This window comes from Shewanella psychromarinicola (genome assembly GCF_003855155.1).
Lineage (GTDB): Bacteria > Pseudomonadota > Gammaproteobacteria > Enterobacterales > Shewanellaceae > Shewanella > Shewanella psychromarinicola.
The window spans coordinates 4,795,740-4,811,445 of record NZ_CP034073.1 but is presented as its reverse complement, the minus strand read 5'-3'; the positions used below and the strand labels follow the sequence as shown (position 1 = coordinate 4,811,445).

Genomic DNA, 15,706 nt, shown 5'->3' with positions numbered 1-15,706 from the left:
AGATACAGAAATGACGGCTATATCTATATCAGATCTTGAGCATCAGAGCTTTCGGGTTAGAACTTAGATGCGTTATCTCAAGTTTAAAACTAACTAATGGGTGCTAGTAATATAAAAATCTTTCATCATTTTACACATGAATTTAAAGCGTTATACCGAAGTTGCTAATATTGTTGATTCATTCGCCACCATACATTCACTGATTATTTGTCCTAATGTCATTATTGCTTGTACTGTTTTGTCATTCAGTGCAAAGGACGCGTTCAATCTCATACAATGATTGTAGTGTTCGGTCACACTGAACATTTTTCCCGGCGCAATGCTGATGTTTTGTTTTATAGCAGCATGAAATACATCCACAGCATCAATACCAAGCGGAAGTTCTACCCAAATAAAATAACCTCCCAGCTGACTCGTTATATTAACTCCTGAAGGTAAGTACTTAGTAAGTAAACACTCCATCTGCCCTTTTCGTTCGTGAAGTTTTTTTCTCAACTGCTTTAAATGGGTTTCGTAATTACACTTACTTAAGTAATCAGTTAGCGCTAATTGAATTGGCGCACTTGTTGCGAGCGTGCTCATTAATTGCAACTTTTGCATCTCCAACGCACGTTTCCCTGCTGCTACCCAACCTATTCTGAACCCCGAAACCAAAGATTTTGAAAAAGAAGAACAAAGCATTACGTTTCCGATTTGATCAAACTGTTTGACTGGCATAACGGGAGTGCCTTCTTGATAAAGCTCTCCATAGACATCATCTTCAATCAAGGCCACGTTATAACGATTAAGCAGATCATTTAACGACTGCTTCTTCTCTAATGTCAGTGTAAAACCCAGTGGATTCTGATGATTGCTCATCAACCAACACGCCTTTACATCATGGGATTGAAATGCCTTTTCCAAAGCATCGAGATCAATTCCTGTTATTGTATCCGTTCTTACCGACAAGGCCTTTAATCCCAGTCGCTCTAATGATTGAAGCGCACCATAAAACGTGGGAGATTCAACCACCACCCAATCACCCGGTTTGGTGCACACTTGCAAGCTGAGATTTAACGCTTCGAGTGCTCCGGCGGTAATCACAATCTCCTCAGGCGATATGTTAACTCCTTTTGTCGCATACCGTTTAGCAAGGATCGTTCTTAACTCTTCATTACCAGGCGGTAAATTATCGAATGTACTAGAAATAGGTAGATTTCGGGCGGCAGACATTAGCGAACGATTAACTTGTTGGCGTGGATACAAACTAGGATCTGGATACGCGAAACCAAAATTAACCATATACGGGTTACGACCTGCTTGCAGCACTTCAAACACAAAGTCGTTAATATCAACTTTTTCAGTTAACGACACCGCAGCATGCAGATGAGGTTCAGTTTCTTTTAACTCAGGTGTCACACGATAGCCTGAACGCGCTTGAGAAACCACATAACCTTGAGACTCCAAGACTTGATAAGCATGTAAAACTGTCATCAAACTTAGACCACTATGTGCAGACTGTTTTCTAAGCGACGGTAATTTATCGCCCGCACGCCAGACTCCAGATTTTATCTGACGTTTGAGTTGATAAACCAGATCTTCATACTTTGCCAATTCGAATTCACCATAACAATTAACACCTTCCAGATTATAACACCGATAAAAACCATCTGTTATATATTCAGACTTAATTTCTGTGTCTACTGATCTCCTTGTCCATCAATTAATATTACGACCTTCTAAAATGAATAAGGCTAGCTTATGTTCGAGTTCGATGCTTTTTTATTAGCACGGATACAGTTTGCATTTACAGTATCTTTCCACATTATTTTTCCAACAATAACCATTGGACTGGCTAGCTATCTTGCCGTTTTGGAGGGTTTAAGCCTCAAAACACGCAATCCTGACTACAAAATTCTCTACCTTTTTTGGTCAAAGATTTTTGCTGTAAACTTTGGTATGGGTGTTGTTTCAGGCCTTGTTATGGCCTATCAATTTGGAACAAATTGGAGTGGTTTTTCATATTTTGCCGGTAGTATTACAGGGCCGTTACTCACCTATGAAGTGCTGACCGCTTTTTTCTTAGAAGCAGGTTTTCTTGGTGTTATGCTCTTTGGCTGGCAGCGAGTAGGCGATAAGCTACACTTTTTTGCCACCTGTATGGTAGCTCTGGGAACCATACTCTCCACTTTTTGGATCCTCGCCTCTAACAGTTGGATGCAAACCCCAACCGGTTACGAGATTATCAATGGTCAAGTAGTCCCAACCGATTGGTTTGCTGTCATTTTTAACCCTTCATTTCCATACAGATTAGTTCATATGGGTGTCGCAGCATTTCTCAGCACTGCTGTATTTGTCGGTGCTTGCGCAGCCTGGCATCTGCTCAAGGGCAACAAAACTGGCCCAGTAAAGAAAATGTTTTCGATGGCAATGTGGATGTTAGTTCTTGTTGCACCGATCCAAGCCTATATAGGGGACATACATGGCCTTAATACGCTTGAACATCAACCTGCAAAAATTGCAGCGATAGAAGGGCACTGGGATAACTCTGACGGTGGCCCAAGTCCATTGATTCTGTTTGGATTCCCGAATATGGAAACAGAACGTACTGACTACGCGCTTGAAATACCAGTCCTTGGCAGCTTGATACTCAAACACAGTTTGGTAGAACCCATTCCAGCATTGAAAGACTTTCCAAAGGATGAAAGACCTAACTCACTAGTCGTATTTTGGTCTTTTAGAATTATGGTCGCACTTGGAATACTCATGATTTTACAAGGTTTCTACAGTCTTTGGCTGCGTAAAAAACAGCGCCTTTATAATACAGGTTGGTATCTAAAGTTCTGTCTTTTAATGGGGCCAGCCGGGTTAATTGCCATACTTGCAGGTTGGTTTACCACCGAAGTCGGTCGTCAGCCTTGGGTTGTATACGGACTGATGAAAACTAAAGATGCTGTATCGGCCCATAGTGACTTACAAATGAGTATTAGCCTTCTATGTTTCTTCATTGTTTACAGCCTCGTCTTTGGATTTGGTTACTTCTACATGATACGCCAAATGAAACAGGGGCCTCAGCTAGATGATGCTCACAACACTGGCTCCCATGAAATTTCTACAATTTCTGGTCGACTTTAAATTTACGGCATGACTTGAGGTAATCGTTATGGAATTGGATCTTTCGGTTGTTTGGTTTGGTATCATCATCTTTGCTACCTTGATGTACATTTTCATGGATGGTTTTGATTTAGGCATAGGAATTGTGATGCCTTTTGTTCAAAGCAGTTCACAAAAAGATGTCATGGTTAATAGTGTTGCCCCCGTTTGGGATGGTAATGAAACGTGGATAGTACTTGGTGGCGCAGCGCTATTTGGCGCCTTCCCACTCGCTTACTCGATAATTCTTGAAGCGTTAACCATTCCACTGACACTGATGCTAGTCGCACTAATTTTTCGGGGCGTTGCCTTTGAGTTTCGTTTTAAAGCACTACCTAGTCACCTTAAATTCTGGGATCGCGCCTTTATGGTAGGCTCAATTATTACCACCTATTGCCAAGGTGTCGTCGTTGGTGCTGTCGTTCAAGGATTTACTGTTGAAGGTTGTGTATTTGCAGGTGGGCAGTTAGATTGGCTCACTCCATTCCCACTATTTTGTGGCTTTGGTCTGTTGGCAGCATATGCATTACTTGGTAGCACTTGGTTGCTAACGAAAACTGAAGGTGAGCTGCAACAGACCATATTTACTTTCGTGCCTAACATTCTCAGCTTACTTATTGTTGCGATAATTGTTGTGAGCGTATGGACACCACTTACTAGCGTATCCATTGCCGAACGTTGGTTTACGCTACCCAATCTATTCCTATTAGCTCCAGTGCCCTTACTGACTGCTGTTTTGTGCTGGAAAACATTTGATTCAGTCAAAAAGCAAAAAGAAACATCACCCTTTTTAATGGCATTAATGATTTTTTTTCTTGGCTTTGCTGGTCTTGGGATCAGCCTATGGCCCAACATCATTCCTCCTAACATTTCAATATGGCAAGCTGCAGCCCCCAAAAGAAAGCCTCAGTTTCATGCTTTATGGTGCGTTGATCATTCTTCCTGTGATCCTTGCATATACATTTTGGAGTTATTACGTCTTCGCCGGAAAAGTAAAAGAAGGCGAAGCTTACCACTAATTAATCATTACGGAGGTTAAAATGAAACTCAATAGAGCACTCCAGCAATGGCTATGGCTTCTGAGTATCTGGGTTATAAGTGTGCTTTCGTTAGGCATAGTATCTATGGGATTTAAATTATTGATGACTGCGGCAGGATTTAAATCTTAAGTAATCCATAACAAAATCAAAATTATAGAAACTTTATTAGAAGTAAACACTAAAAGGTATATATTTAATTAGCCTTTTCACCTAAATTCAGTAAACCTTTTTGCTTTTGCGTAATTTAATCTACAAAGATAGTTACGCGAAAGCAAAAGGAGGAAAATACTGAACATAAAATGACTAGTTGATCAAAATACGGGGCCACAATCAAAGTATCATAACTTGGAGCTAGCCATGACAACAAGTTGCCAACCACAAATGAAGACATCACGGCGAGCAATACATATTTACGGTTCAACCTTCCAGTTAACGCGGTCAAAACAGGTGCGCCGATGGCTACACCAAGGGCATAAAGGCTAACTAGCAACCCTGCTGATGGTATGGATACATTCAAATCGGAAGCCATAGTAGGGATTAGTCCAACAAATCGAACTGAGTCCTATTTTTACCACCATAATAATGTTTGGTCACTTCCAAGCTCTCTTTTGGACAAAAATAACTTAGAGTAAAGGGTCTAAAGATATGTCGTGGGATTAGTAAATATATGGTGTTCGAGCACACTGTAACGCTCATTTAAGCAGTGAAGCACAATAACCAAGCAGCATAGTACTTAAATACCAAAACGCCACCAGTACCGAATCACTCTTGATTAGCTGATAAGTACTATTTATCTATATCTGAAGCTTTCTTTATTTCAAGGACTGCTGCCTGAGCTTTCTTATCACCACTTATCAAGGCAAGCTGACCAGCAGCAAGCAAACCGTAGTTATTCGCAAATTTCATAGTGTCTTCAATAAATCCGGCATCAAAATTAGAAGATATATTATCATCAGAAACTCTTCGAAAAACTTGTCCTGCTCCTGAGTGTGTTAACCCATTTAGAGTGCCCCAATTATTTTTCTTGGCACTTAATAAGCCCGCTACAGTATTCTTTTCAATTTCTTTTACCAACATCCCAAATTCCTTTTCAAATTTGTCCTTTTTTAACAAAGTAATATCGCTGTCACTAGAACAATAGTAAAACCATAACCCTCTAACATAACTTTCGAAAAGGCTTCTTAACAGTGCACTTGCTGAACTGTAGAGGCGTAATTCAAGCAAGATTAAAATTGAACGATAATGCTCCATACATATCGAGTAATACGAGCTAGAAACCATTACATTATCGGAACGTGGTAACTTGATACGATCGAGTGCTTTCTCTAGCAGAAGCAAATTTTGTTTTGATTTTTCCATAAAACTACTCGCACTTATATCGCCGCCAACGGCAGTCCTGTGATTGTGAATTTTGTGCAACAATGTCGAAGCCATGTACTAAAGGTGCAAGCGCAAGTCTGTCCAGAGAGCGAAGCGAACGATGTTGCTTGACCTTGTTATAACTCGACATCGTATTTAACTAAAACTTTGTTTGCTATTTTTTTCAACTCACTACATGAGTTTGCATCAGTTTTAATTAAATATTGTGATAGATATTTTTTTGCACCAACAACTGAATTTAATGACTGGGCTTTAACAGCATTTTCTGAGGTTATTATTTTGTAAAAAGCCTTTTGATTTTTTTCTGATTTTTCTTTACTCATACCATGAAACTGATGATATAAATGAACTGAATCATTGAAAAAATTACCATATGAGGAGTTAACGGCCTCTGGGTTAACGCTTTGGACTGCGGCACATGCTACATTGGCCATTGCAAGATCTATGATAACCTGATCCTCAATTGGAGAGGCTAAAATATCTAATGGGAAAATAAACAGAATAAATATGGATATAAATTTTCTCACAATACTAATTCCTGTAATTATAACGCCCTGCAAATAAGTGAGCTATTGCGTTTAGTAAGTTAAACAACGTGTCTAGGGTTGGACTTACACAATATGATAGATAGAGTCTAAAAACTCTTTCACTCGCAGGAACTACTGGCTTCATTTTTTCTCAAAATTTAACTGGTTACATAACAGCCTATCGAAATAGAGGAGGATAATCGAGCATTAAATGACAGTTTTTAGCTCTTTTTTCACATGGATATCAGTGTAGAACTCTAACAGCGTAATTATCTAACTAGTACTTTTAGATTGATACTGACTTTAGTCACAATGGATTAGATAATATAAGGCTATATTGGCGGTGCTTCGTTCCCTTGCTAACGCGTAATGGGGCATAAACGTGTCAGATATACTGACTTTAAAAGGGACAAATTCAACTCTGAACTTGAGGACGTTGAAGAAAATAGCGTGAGCCTGACAGGACGTCAGGCTAGCTTTCGTTGGCCAAGGATGGCCTATCGGAAGCGTTAGCATTTTCGAATAAGACCGAGGCAAGATTCAAATGAGGTTAAAAGCTGGATCTGACCCCATGGCGACCTTTTCGCTGTTTGAAAATGTTGCGGGGCGGCTGGGAGTTCCAAGAGGGAATAGCCGTTGATTTCCTCTTGGTCTGGTGTGGGCGAAGCGCCACGACGTTGATGTTATTTTTTAAATTGAATGATTACGACCAGTTAATCGAAGTATAAAATGTTGCCACCCAAAAATAGACAAACAAAAAGGGCTTAGCATTGCTGCTAAGCCCTTCTATAAATTGGTGGAGGCGGCGGGACTTGAACCCGCGTCCAGAAAGCCTACATCCTCGGCACTACATGTTTAGTCTCTCTTTTATTTAACCAAGCAGTCTCCGAAAGACAGGATGCTACTTGGTGAGTCCGGTACTGTTTCGCGGTTCACCCCCGGACGGAGTTCCCTCGCTAGCACACTGTAATATGACCATCAGAATCCACTGTCCACGTGCGAAACGTGTGGTTGATGGCTAGCTAGCCTAAGCTGCTAGAGAGTAGTTAGAGTCGTTTGCAACTATAACGGTGCGGCTTTTTACGAGGCCAACCGCCCCTCGACATGCTCCTTGGGTTTCGTGAATCCTGTCGAATCCAGAATCGCCCCCAATTGAGTTAACTATAGCGTGTTGTTAGATGAATACCTAGCGTCCATTAACAAAATATAATCGTTTGTTCACTATCTGTTCGTAATAGGCTCAACTTCGTAATAGAGCTCTGTTAGTTAAAGACTTATCAGTGTTATTCACTTCAAAGGTCTATTGATGAGATTAAGCGTTCTCTTTGTCTTTTTTCATGACACGCGCTTTTTCAATTTTCCATTCGCGTTCTTTGGTGTCTTCACGTTTATCGTGATCTTTTTTACCTTTACCTAAACCTATTTCTACTTTTACCCAAGCGCCTTTACGCCAGTACATTGATAATGGCACTAAGGTGTAGCCTTGACGTTCAATTAGGCCGGCAAGTTTGTCAATTTCTTTGCGCTTTAATAGCAGTTTTTTTGTTCTGATGGGATCACATATTACATGGGTTGAAGCGGTATTAAGTGGTTGAATAGTACAACCATGCATAAAGGCTTCACCCTCTTTAATATATACATAACAATCAGATAAGTTGACTTTCCCCATACGAATGGACTTAACTTCCCAGCCCATAAGTTGTAATCCCGCTTCGACCTTTTCTTCGATGCGGTATTCAAAGGTCGCGCGTTTATTACGTGCGATGCTCGCTGAGGAATTTTTTGCTGATTTCTTTTTTACCATAGTTATTACCGTCTGATTGCCGTTATTGACCTGAAGGATGGTGCTGGACAACCCGCAGTGAGCCCATTTGATAAACTCTATTAAGTTAATCTATTAACTAATAGATATGGGGGAGATTTTTGATCTTTCAACGATTATACCCAGTTTCTTAGTGATTGTGTTATTTCCAACGTGATTTAACACTCTCAAAGATGCCTTTTTTGTTTAACGTGATAAAATCGGGCTATTGTATTAAGGATAGTGATGTCAGATGCCCAAGATTTCCAAGAATGTACTGGTTAGATTTAGTGCCTTACAGATGTATGATTTAGTCAATGATGTTGAATCGTATCATGCTTTTCTACCCGGATGTGTTGGGGGGAAGGTGCTTGAGTTTGATGGTAAAACCATGGTGGCTTCGGTTGATGTCAGTAAAGCGGGGATCAGTAAAACATTTACCACGCGCAATCAAGTTGTTCGCGCCAAATCGATTTCACTTGAATTGGAAAATGGCCCGTTTAAGTATATGCATGGCTTGTGGACATTTACCGAGCTGACTGAAGATGCCTGTAAAGTTGAATTCGATTTAGACTTCGAATTTTCTAGTGTGCTTGTTGATATGGCGTTTGGTAAGGTATTTAAGGATTTAATGTCGTCGATGGTGATGGCATTTACCGACAGGGCAAAGGTGATTTATCGTGATTAATGCAACAGAAAAATTCTCGGTAGATGTTATTTATGCATTGCCAAAACAACAGAAAATTATTCCGATTATGGTGTCGCCAGGAACCACATTTATTGAAGCCGTTAAGCAAAGTGATATGGTGCTATTTTTTCCTGATATTAACCTTGAAGAGGTTAAGCTTGGGGTATTTAGCCGTCAGGCTAAACATGATGAAGTGCTCGTTCCTGGGCAGCGTGTCGAAATTTATCGCCCGTTAATTGCAGATCCTAAAGATGTGCGTCGTAAGCGCGCCGAAAAGGCCAAAGATGAAGGTCGTATTAATAAAATTACCGGTGCCAAAGTCAACTAACCTTCGCTTAGGATACTAAACGGTTATCAAACCGCCCTTATGCCGAACTAAGGTTAATCAATCTCAACTCGGGCTAAGAGATGAGCTATATAGCAAAAAAAAAGCAGGCTCCTCAATAGAGGTCCTGCTTTTTTTTGCTTAAATCACATGGTGGCATTTGACTTATAACGCTTCATTATCGGTTTTAGCTTGATTTTTTAACGTCGGACGTTGCTCTTCAACCAAAGGTTTCGCATCTGGGCGAACTTCAGGTAATAAAGGCTTAAGATCAGGCTGGTTGACCGAGGGTAATGAGCTTTGCCCAAGCGGGGTATTAAAATCGTTACTGAGGTCATAATCACCGACAACACTGGAAACTTTGTCGCCATTAAAGTGAATAATCAATTCTTTATGGGTAATGCTAGCATCTCGACCACTTTTGAAATGATACACATAATACCAAGTGTCATCGGAGAAGCTGTCGCGCAATACTGGGCGACCTAAAATATATTCGGTTTGCTCTTTAGTCATGTCGATACGAAGTTTATCGACTTGCTGTGTTTCCATGTAGTTGCCTTGCGGCACGTCTGGTTTATAAATCAACCAATCAAACACACTGCATCCGCTAAGAGATAATGAAAGCGCTACTGCGCTTACAAGGGTAAGACTTTGTTTTTTGTTTATCATTGTCTGCGCTACTTCCTAAATTCTGTCGGTCATCATACCCAAGCTGTCCCTATGCTGACAAGGGGCTATTAGAAGATGTTGTGGCTTTGAGTCAATTTAGCGCGCTAAGTTCCATTTTTCGGAGAAATAAATTTATAGTAAATTTTCATTTTTATTTATCGTTACAGCAGAAATGTTGGTAAGATGTTGTTAAATTGTTCGATTTAAAACGCTCGAGCTAATATTTGTCGATATCAAATGCTATTTATGTATAAGTCACTGATAATTTATATTTTATATAAGTTGTAGTGATTACAATAATAAGAAACCACCATGACTATTCATCCATCGCAGGTAACAACATTAGCTAGTGCAAACCAAGGTAAGCTTATTTGTGTTGGAACCGGGTTACAGCTTGCTGGGCAAATAGGCTTATTAAGTTTGAGTTATATTGAACATGCTGATGTGGTGTTTTCGTTAGTGCCCGATGGTTTTTCTGAACGGTGGCTGATGTCGCTTAATGCTGATGTGCGTTCACTACAAGTTTACTATGCTCAACACGATGAGATAAAAAATCGCCGTGATACTTATGCTGAAATGATCAATGCCGTTTTAGATGAAGTGCGCCTAGGGAAATTAGTTGTGTGCGCATTATATGGGCACCCAGGGGTGTTTGCTTGTGTGGCGCATTTATCCATTAAACAAGCCCGTGCTGAAGGTTACGACGCGAGCATGTTACCGGGGATTTCAGCCGAAGCGTGTTTGTGGGCCGATTTAGGCATCGATCCTGGCAATAGTGGTCACCAAAGCTTTGAGGCTACTCAATTCATGCTTTATCACCATGTCCCTGATCCTACCACGCACCTGTTACTTTGGCAGATAGCCCTTGCTGGCGAACACACCTTGACTCAATTTAGTACCACTGAAGCGAGATTGCAGGTTTTGGTTGAACATTTATCTCAGTGGTATCCGCTTAACCATCAAGTGATTATATATGAAGCAGCAAATTTGCCATTTCAATCACCAGTGATAGAGCGTATATCGCTGTCGGCATTGCCAGAGGCTAGGTTAACGACGATTAGCACATTATTGATCCCTCCTGCGAGCCAAATCACTCTTAACCATGAAATGTTGGCTAAATTAGGCATAACAGCATTAGATATGGGGTAAGTGACTGTTAAAATTAAAAGATTATACGATACAATAAGAGAGTTATTATGGTTAACATGACGATTTTTTTATAATGCTGGATATGGATGCAGCAATGATGGAATACCCTTTTGCCAATGTTAATCGGCACATTTAGAATATGGCTCATTGAAATTGTCAGCTAATGTAAGGGTAACAACTAGCACCGTTTGTTGTTAATTCCACTGGAGTGTAAAGTACACTCCAGCTTATGAACGCTAGCTAAATCAGTAGCATGCTCTTTAGGTGTTGAGTTGCAACCTGTTATGTCATTATGATTATGAATTAACAATAAAAAACTATAATAAATTCTTAAAATAGAGAGCAATAACATGTCGAACATAAGTACATTTTTTACTAAACTGGGGACTAATGCTGCGCTATTAGAAGCATATAAGCGTGATCCTCGCGGCGTAATGAAATCAAATGGATTAACAGAAGAAGAGATTGAAGCGGTAATGTCTGGCGACAAAACGCGCATCAGCCAGTTGTCCGGCGACAAAGAAATGGCGATGTATTTGATTGTGCTAAATCCAACAGAGTAGTTATTTTGTTAAAAAAATTACCCTACATATTTATAATCTTTGTATCGTTTTTGAGCTGTACGGCGATTGCCGCTAGCATTGATTATGATAAAGGCTTAGATGCTATTGAAAAGTCATTGCAGACTGATATTAATCAAGCCATTGAACAAATTGATGCTGCATTATCTTCTGAGTCATTGTTAACGGCTCAACAACACAGTCGTTTGTATGGGTTATTAAGTGCAAAGTATATTTATTTGGGCGATTTTGTTGAAGCGGATAAGGCATTAGATAAAGCGTTAACGTTTAACCCAACAGGGGAAGTTCTGACAAATATTTATTTATTTAAAATTACCGTAAATATAGCGCAGCGAAACTATCAACGAGCTTTTTCTCTCTTAGAGGAAAATTTTTCTCGTATCGAAAATTATCAAGATAACAGCATAAAAATAAAGTCTTATAATCGCTTGTCGAACGTGTACTTACAACTCGGTGCTTATGACGAAATGCTACGAATTTCACAATTAGCACTGAGTTTAAACCAGGGTGCAGATCCACGAAATCAATGTTTTTCAATGCTACTCCTTTCTGTAGCGCATTTAAAATTACAGCACTTTGATCAAGCTGAAACATTATTCAAAGACACCCGAGTGTATTGTAAAGATCATGGCCTTCCTTTAATTGAGATTATGTCTATTAAGGGGCAAGGCAATGTGCTGTTTGATAAAGGACAATATGCGGCAGCCGAAAGTTTGTACCTAGTGGCTTTAGAACGCTACCAAAAGTTTAAATTTAAAGTTGAAATAAATGAAATACAGTCTTATTTAAGCGTTATTTATTTTCATTCAGGCGATTACCAACAAGCTAAAATGTTTGCCCAATTAGTCAATGCTTTACCTAATAAACCCAGTAACATGCAAGTAAAAAAGCGTGTTAATGAAGTCCTTTCTTTGATTGCAGGTAAACGTGGTCACTTTGATAAAGCGTACCAATATCAAGTTGTCGCTTCTGCACTGGCTAAGCAATTGCTTGATGAACAGAAAGTAAAAGAAAATGCTTATCAAATGGCCCGCTTTGATAGCGTTGAAAAAAATCGTGAGAATACCAGTTTGATCCAAGATCACGAGTTACTGATAAAACAAAAAGATTTAGTCATGAAGGAAAAAAGCTCCTCCATCATGATCTCAACGTTACTTGTGGGTCTTTCTGTTGGTTTATTATTGTTATTGGTATCTGCTTGGTTGCAACGTAATCAATTTATGAAACAAGCGCAGCGAGATGGATTAACGGGGATTTTTAACCGCCGTACAGGACAAGAGATGGCGGAAAATGAATTCATTCAAGCTCAAACGCTTGGCGAGTCATTCTCAGTTATGTTGATGGATTTGGACTTATTTAAAAATATTAATGATCAATATGGCCATGCCACCGGTGACTGGGTATTAAAAAAGGTGACTCATGTGATTGGTGATATGTTGAACTCTACTCATATTTTTACTCGAATGGGCGGGGAAGAGTTTGCTATCTTTATGCCCAAGCAGACTGAAAATATAGCTGCTGATTTAGCCGAACAGATCCGCAGTGAAGTTGCCAATATTAACACTCGTTTCTCTGGCCACGATTTTACGGTTACCATCAGTTGTGGCATTAGCAGTGTCGATAAAAATGATTTAAGCCTTGATCCATTAATTCACCGTGCCGATTTAGCCCTTTATAAGGCCAAACATAACGGTCGAAATTGTGCGGTATGTTACAACGACACCATGAAACCGCCGTCATCAGACAAGCTGACAATAATCGAATCAGGCTTATGATAGCACCCCATGTCATTGCGGCTAAAATCGGCCCCCAGCTGTTGTGGTTAAGAGGGTAAAGTCTCTGCCCCAAGTTGCTTAAAGCAAAATCCTATCAAGCCCCCTTGTAGCAAACATTAACCGCCCACCTTATGACTCTCTTTGTTAGCTCTTTCTCAACGCTTTCTCAATTTTTCCCGCCACGTAGCGTATAAGCATGACTCTGTTCACGCTAGAAATGGTTGATGAATTATCGATAAGTCGATAACTGCCATGCGTAAGCGCTCAATTAACCGCACATACCAATAATCTTCAAATGTGACATGATTATTTCCTAACTAAATCTAGGAAAATAATCATGTCAAAAAACGATAAAATACAATACTGGCAACGCATTTTTCAGCAGCAAACTGAAAGTAAATTAACCAAAGCTGAATTTTGTAAAACCAATGACTTAACCCTATCTACATTTTATGCGTGGACTAAAAAACTTAACCCGCATTCGTCATCAACTAAGCAAAAAGTGGTGCCGCTGATTTTTCTTGAAATTAAACCTGACCAGCCACTCACGCTGGCATTGCCCAACGGCTATCTGTTTTCTTTTCCAGCCTCATTAGCGCCAAGCAAATTACAACAATTTTTACGCGTGCTATCAGCATGACACCACATAAGCAGATTTATCTTGTTACCGGCCATACCGACATGCGTAAAGCCATTGATGGCTTATCTTTAATCGTCAGTGATGTATTGGAAATGGATCCGTTGAATCAAGCCTGGTTTATTTTTTGTAATCGCCACCGGGACAAAATTAAGATTTTATTTTGGGATACTAATGGTTTTTGGCTTTACTATCGGCGGCTAGAAAAAGGTCGCTTTAAGTGGCCTGGCGCTAACGACGAACAAGACGCGCTGACAATCAACCAGCATCAGCTAAATTGGTTACTATCAGGCTTATCGTTAGAAGTATCCCATGGGCATAAACCCTTAAATGGCCTGACAGTGAGGTGATCATCACTGGATCGCTAAATAGCGGTTGCATGATCAAATACAGCAGGCAAACTAGCGCTATCTATTGGTCTTGAACGCTAATTAATGACAACTGAACAGCCTGATAATATTGAACAACTAAAAAAAATGCTGGCAATGTTGCAGCATGAAAATCAGGTGCTCAATGCTAAAAATAAAGACTTGGAAAACCGCCTTAATATCGCTTTGGAACAATTGCAACTCAACCGCAATAAGCAGTTTGGTCAACGCAGTGAGAAAATGCCGAAAGGCACATTCAATGAAGCTGAGCAGGATCAATCCACAAATAAAAATGAAAATAAACAACAAGGTAAAACGGGTCGAAAACGATTACCTGAGCACCTTGAACGTGAAGAAAGATCTTATACTCTTGACAGCCCTATGTGCGATTGCTGTGGTCATGTGATGCGTGAATGCGGTGTGCAAGAAAGCGAACAAGTCAACATTATTCCAGAGAAGATCAGCGTCATTAAGCACAGGCAAACCAAGTATGCTTGCCGTGAATGTGAAACAACATCAACCAGTACCTCTGTCATTACCGCGCCTAAGCCTGCACAGCCGATCCCCCAGAGTATCGCCAGCCCTGAAGCGCTTGCGGCTGTGGTGACCGCCAAATACTGTGATGCCCTACCGCTTTATCGGTTAACCGACATATTTGCCCGTGGCGGTTTAAATATTAGCCGCGCTACACTGGCCAATTGGTGCATAGCCAGTGCCGAATTAGTTAGGCCGTTAATTGCTGCGATGAAAGCTAATCTACTCGCTCAATCAACGCTGTGCGCAGATGAAACAACGGTGCAAGTATTGGATGAACCAGATAGAAAAGCAGCAACTAAATCCTATATGTGGGTCTATCGCAGCAATGAATTTAGCGATAACCCTGTTGTTATTTATGATTATCAACCGAGTCGTGCACGCAGTTGCCCAGAAGCATTTCTAGCAGATTATGCCGGATATTTACAATGTGATGGTTACAGTGTTTACGACAATATAGAAGGAATAATGCCAGTCGGGTGCTGGGCACACGCCAGACGCAAATTCCACGATGCCTTAGCGGTGCAACCGAAGAAAACCGGCAAAGCAACAGTCGGTATCAATTATATTCAAAAACTGTATGCAATAGAAAAGCGGGCAAAAACATTACCGCCCGATAAGCGAAAATCACTCCGGCAGGAAAAGGCTGAGCCAATCTTAACATCGTTGCATGAATGGTTAGAAAAAAGCGAGAAAACAGTCCTGCCCAAAAGTAAAATTGGGGTAGCAATCAAGTACACATTGAATCAGTGGGAAAAACTGAGGCGTTACCTTGAATCAGGTGAATTAGGCATTGATAATAATGTCACTGAACGCGATATCAGGCCGTTTACGACGGGGCGGAAAAACTGGATGTTCTGCCAATCGGTAAATGGTGCAAAAGCCAGTGCTGCACTTTATAGCTTGGTGATGACTTGCCGTGCCAACGATATTAACCCGTACTTTTACTTCCAAAAACTTTTCACGGAACTGCCACAACGGGATAAATTTGCTGATTTAAGTGATTTATTACCTTGGCATGCCGATCTAAAAGCTTGATGATATCGGGCTCCACCGCTTAATTGACCGCTTACTGCCATGCAGTGAGCGTAGCGTTGCGA

Annotated in this window: 15 protein-coding genes, 1 other RNA gene and 2 pseudogenes; 11 read left to right on the top strand and 7 right to left on the bottom strand. The window is 40.4% G+C overall.

The features are described 5' to 3' along the window. Positions 1 to 150: 150 nt before the first annotated feature. A complete protein-coding gene (locus EGC80_RS20900) occupies positions 151 to 1,593 on the bottom strand; it encodes an aminotransferase-like domain-containing protein (RefSeq protein ID WP_124012005.1) in 1,443 nt (480 codons plus the stop codon). Between the two features lie 147 nt (positions 1,594 to 1,740). Here EGC80_RS20900 and EGC80_RS20895 point away from each other — a divergent pair, with 147 nt between their 5' ends. The 3 genes and pseudogenes from EGC80_RS20895 to EGC80_RS20885 all read left to right on the top strand — a co-directional run bounded on the left by EGC80_RS20895 (position 1,741) and on the right by EGC80_RS20885 (position 4,301). After that, positions 1,741 to 3,114, top strand: coding sequence for a cytochrome ubiquinol oxidase subunit I (locus tag EGC80_RS20895; protein ID WP_124012004.1), 1,374 nt, complete (start codon positions 1,741 to 1,743; stop codon positions 3,112 to 3,114). A gap of 28 nt (positions 3,115 to 3,142) precedes the next feature. Then, a pseudogene (gene cydB / locus EGC80_RS20890) lies at positions 3,143 to 4,151 on the top strand (cytochrome d ubiquinol oxidase subunit II). 21 nt (positions 4,152 to 4,172) lie between these two features. Further along, positions 4,173 to 4,301, top strand: coding sequence for a DUF2474 domain-containing protein (locus EGC80_RS20885; RefSeq protein ID WP_124012003.1), 129 nt, complete (start codon positions 4,173 to 4,175; stop codon positions 4,299 to 4,301). Positions 4,302 to 4,494: 193 nt separating this feature from the next. Here EGC80_RS20885 and EGC80_RS20880 read toward each other — a convergent pair. The 5 genes and pseudogenes from EGC80_RS20880 to smpB all read right to left on the bottom strand — a co-directional run. After that, positions 4,495 to 4,719: pseudogene (locus EGC80_RS20880) on the bottom strand (MFS transporter); the annotation flags it as partial. A gap of 239 nt (positions 4,720 to 4,958) precedes the next feature. Beyond that, positions 4,959 to 5,531: a DUF6988 family protein gene (locus tag EGC80_RS20875; RefSeq protein WP_124012002.1), complete on the bottom strand. Its 573-nt coding sequence runs from the start codon at positions 5,529 to 5,531 to the stop codon at positions 4,959 to 4,961. A 137-nt stretch (positions 5,532 to 5,668) separates the two neighbouring features. Continuing rightward, the gene (locus tag EGC80_RS20870; RefSeq protein WP_124012001.1) at positions 5,669 to 6,079 is read right to left on the bottom strand and encodes a hypothetical protein; all 411 of its coding nucleotides are present in this window, start codon (positions 6,077 to 6,079) and stop codon (positions 5,669 to 5,671) included. A 794-nt stretch (positions 6,080 to 6,873) separates the two neighbouring features. Continuing rightward, positions 6,874 to 7,229: a transfer-messenger RNA gene (gene ssrA / locus EGC80_RS20865) on the bottom strand. Between the two features lie 162 nt (positions 7,230 to 7,391). After that, on the bottom strand, positions 7,392 to 7,883 hold the full coding sequence (gene smpB / locus EGC80_RS20860) for an SsrA-binding protein SmpB (RefSeq protein WP_101032420.1): 492 nt from the start codon (positions 7,881 to 7,883) through the stop codon (positions 7,392 to 7,394). A gap of 250 nt (positions 7,884 to 8,133) precedes the next feature. On the opposite strand from smpB, the gene EGC80_RS20855 reads away from it, so the two are divergent. Beyond that, the gene (locus EGC80_RS20855; protein WP_101032419.1) at positions 8,134 to 8,568 is read left to right on the top strand and encodes an SRPBCC family protein; all 435 of its coding nucleotides are present in this window, start codon (positions 8,134 to 8,136) and stop codon (positions 8,566 to 8,568) included. Beyond that, the gene (locus EGC80_RS20850) at positions 8,561 to 8,896 is read left to right on the top strand and encodes an RnfH family protein (protein WP_101032418.1); all 336 of its coding nucleotides are present in this window, start codon (positions 8,561 to 8,563) and stop codon (positions 8,894 to 8,896) included. The genes EGC80_RS20855 and EGC80_RS20850 overlap by 8 nt, the downstream gene beginning before the upstream one ends. Positions 8,897 to 9,058: 162 nt before the next feature. Here the strand turns inward: EGC80_RS20850 and EGC80_RS20845 are convergent, their stop codons facing one another. Next, a complete protein-coding gene (locus EGC80_RS20845; RefSeq protein ID WP_101032417.1) occupies positions 9,059 to 9,562 on the bottom strand; it encodes an outer membrane protein assembly factor BamE in 504 nt (167 codons plus the stop codon). Between the two features lie 312 nt (positions 9,563 to 9,874). Here EGC80_RS20845 and EGC80_RS20840 point away from each other — a divergent pair, with 312 nt between their 5' ends. The 6 genes from EGC80_RS20840 to tnpC all read left to right on the top strand — a co-directional run bounded on the left by EGC80_RS20840 (position 9,875) and on the right by tnpC (position 15,644). Continuing rightward, complete coding sequence (locus tag EGC80_RS20840; protein WP_124012000.1) at positions 9,875 to 10,711, top strand: SAM-dependent methyltransferase; 837 nt, start codon at positions 9,875 to 9,877, stop codon at positions 10,709 to 10,711. Between the two features lie 350 nt (positions 10,712 to 11,061). Next, the gene (locus EGC80_RS20835) at positions 11,062 to 11,274 is read left to right on the top strand and encodes a hypothetical protein (protein WP_101032415.1); all 213 of its coding nucleotides are present in this window, start codon (positions 11,062 to 11,064) and stop codon (positions 11,272 to 11,274) included. Between the two features lie 50 nt (positions 11,275 to 11,324). After that, positions 11,325 to 13,067: a tetratricopeptide repeat-containing diguanylate cyclase gene (locus tag EGC80_RS20830; RefSeq protein ID WP_124011999.1), complete on the top strand. Its 1,743-nt coding sequence runs from the start codon at positions 11,325 to 11,327 to the stop codon at positions 13,065 to 13,067. A gap of 337 nt (positions 13,068 to 13,404) precedes the next feature. Next, a complete protein-coding gene (gene tnpA / locus EGC80_RS20825; protein ID WP_124693449.1) occupies positions 13,405 to 13,707 on the top strand; it encodes an IS66 family insertion sequence element accessory protein TnpA in 303 nt (100 codons plus the stop codon). Then, a complete protein-coding gene (tnpB, locus tag EGC80_RS20820) occupies positions 13,704 to 14,054 on the top strand; it encodes an IS66 family insertion sequence element accessory protein TnpB (RefSeq protein WP_124011564.1) in 351 nt (116 codons plus the stop codon). Before tnpA ends, tnpB begins: the two co-directional genes overlap by 4 nt. An 84-nt stretch (positions 14,055 to 14,138) precedes the next feature. Next, the gene (gene tnpC / locus EGC80_RS20815; protein WP_124011563.1) at positions 14,139 to 15,644 is read left to right on the top strand and encodes an IS66 family transposase; all 1,506 of its coding nucleotides are present in this window, start codon (positions 14,139 to 14,141) and stop codon (positions 15,642 to 15,644) included. Positions 15,645 to 15,706 lie beyond the last annotated feature (62 nt).

Bases quoted from the DNA above. Each gene is read 5' to 3' on its own strand.
- EGC80_RS20885 (WP_124012003.1), top strand. From the start codon at position 4,173: ATGAAACTCAATAGAGCACTCCAGCAATGGCTATGGCTTCTGAGTATC.
- EGC80_RS20845 (WP_101032417.1), bottom strand. From the start codon at position 9,562: ATGATAAACAAAAAACAAAGTCTTACCCTTGTAAGCGCAGTAGCGCTT.
- tnpB (WP_124011564.1), top strand. From the start codon at position 13,704: ATGACACCACATAAGCAGATTTATCTTGTTACCGGCCATACCGACATG.
- tnpC (WP_124011563.1), top strand. From the start codon at position 14,139: ATGACAACTGAACAGCCTGATAATATTGAACAACTAAAAAAAATGCTG.
- smpB (WP_101032420.1), bottom strand. From the start codon at position 7,883: ATGGTAAAAAAGAAATCAGCAAAAAATTCCTCAGCGAGCATCGCACGT.
- EGC80_RS20875 (WP_124012002.1), bottom strand. From the start codon at position 5,531: ATGGAAAAATCAAAACAAAATTTGCTTCTGCTAGAGAAAGCACTCGAT.
- tnpA (WP_124693449.1), top strand. From the start codon at position 13,405: ATGTCAAAAAACGATAAAATACAATACTGGCAACGCATTTTTCAGCAG.
- EGC80_RS20895 (WP_124012004.1), top strand. From the start codon at position 1,741: ATGTTCGAGTTCGATGCTTTTTTATTAGCACGGATACAGTTTGCATTT.
- EGC80_RS20835 (WP_101032415.1), top strand. From the start codon at position 11,062: ATGTCGAACATAAGTACATTTTTTACTAAACTGGGGACTAATGCTGCG.
- EGC80_RS20840 (WP_124012000.1), top strand. From the start codon at position 9,875: ATGACTATTCATCCATCGCAGGTAACAACATTAGCTAGTGCAAACCAA.
- EGC80_RS20855 (WP_101032419.1), top strand. From the start codon at position 8,134: ATGCCCAAGATTTCCAAGAATGTACTGGTTAGATTTAGTGCCTTACAG.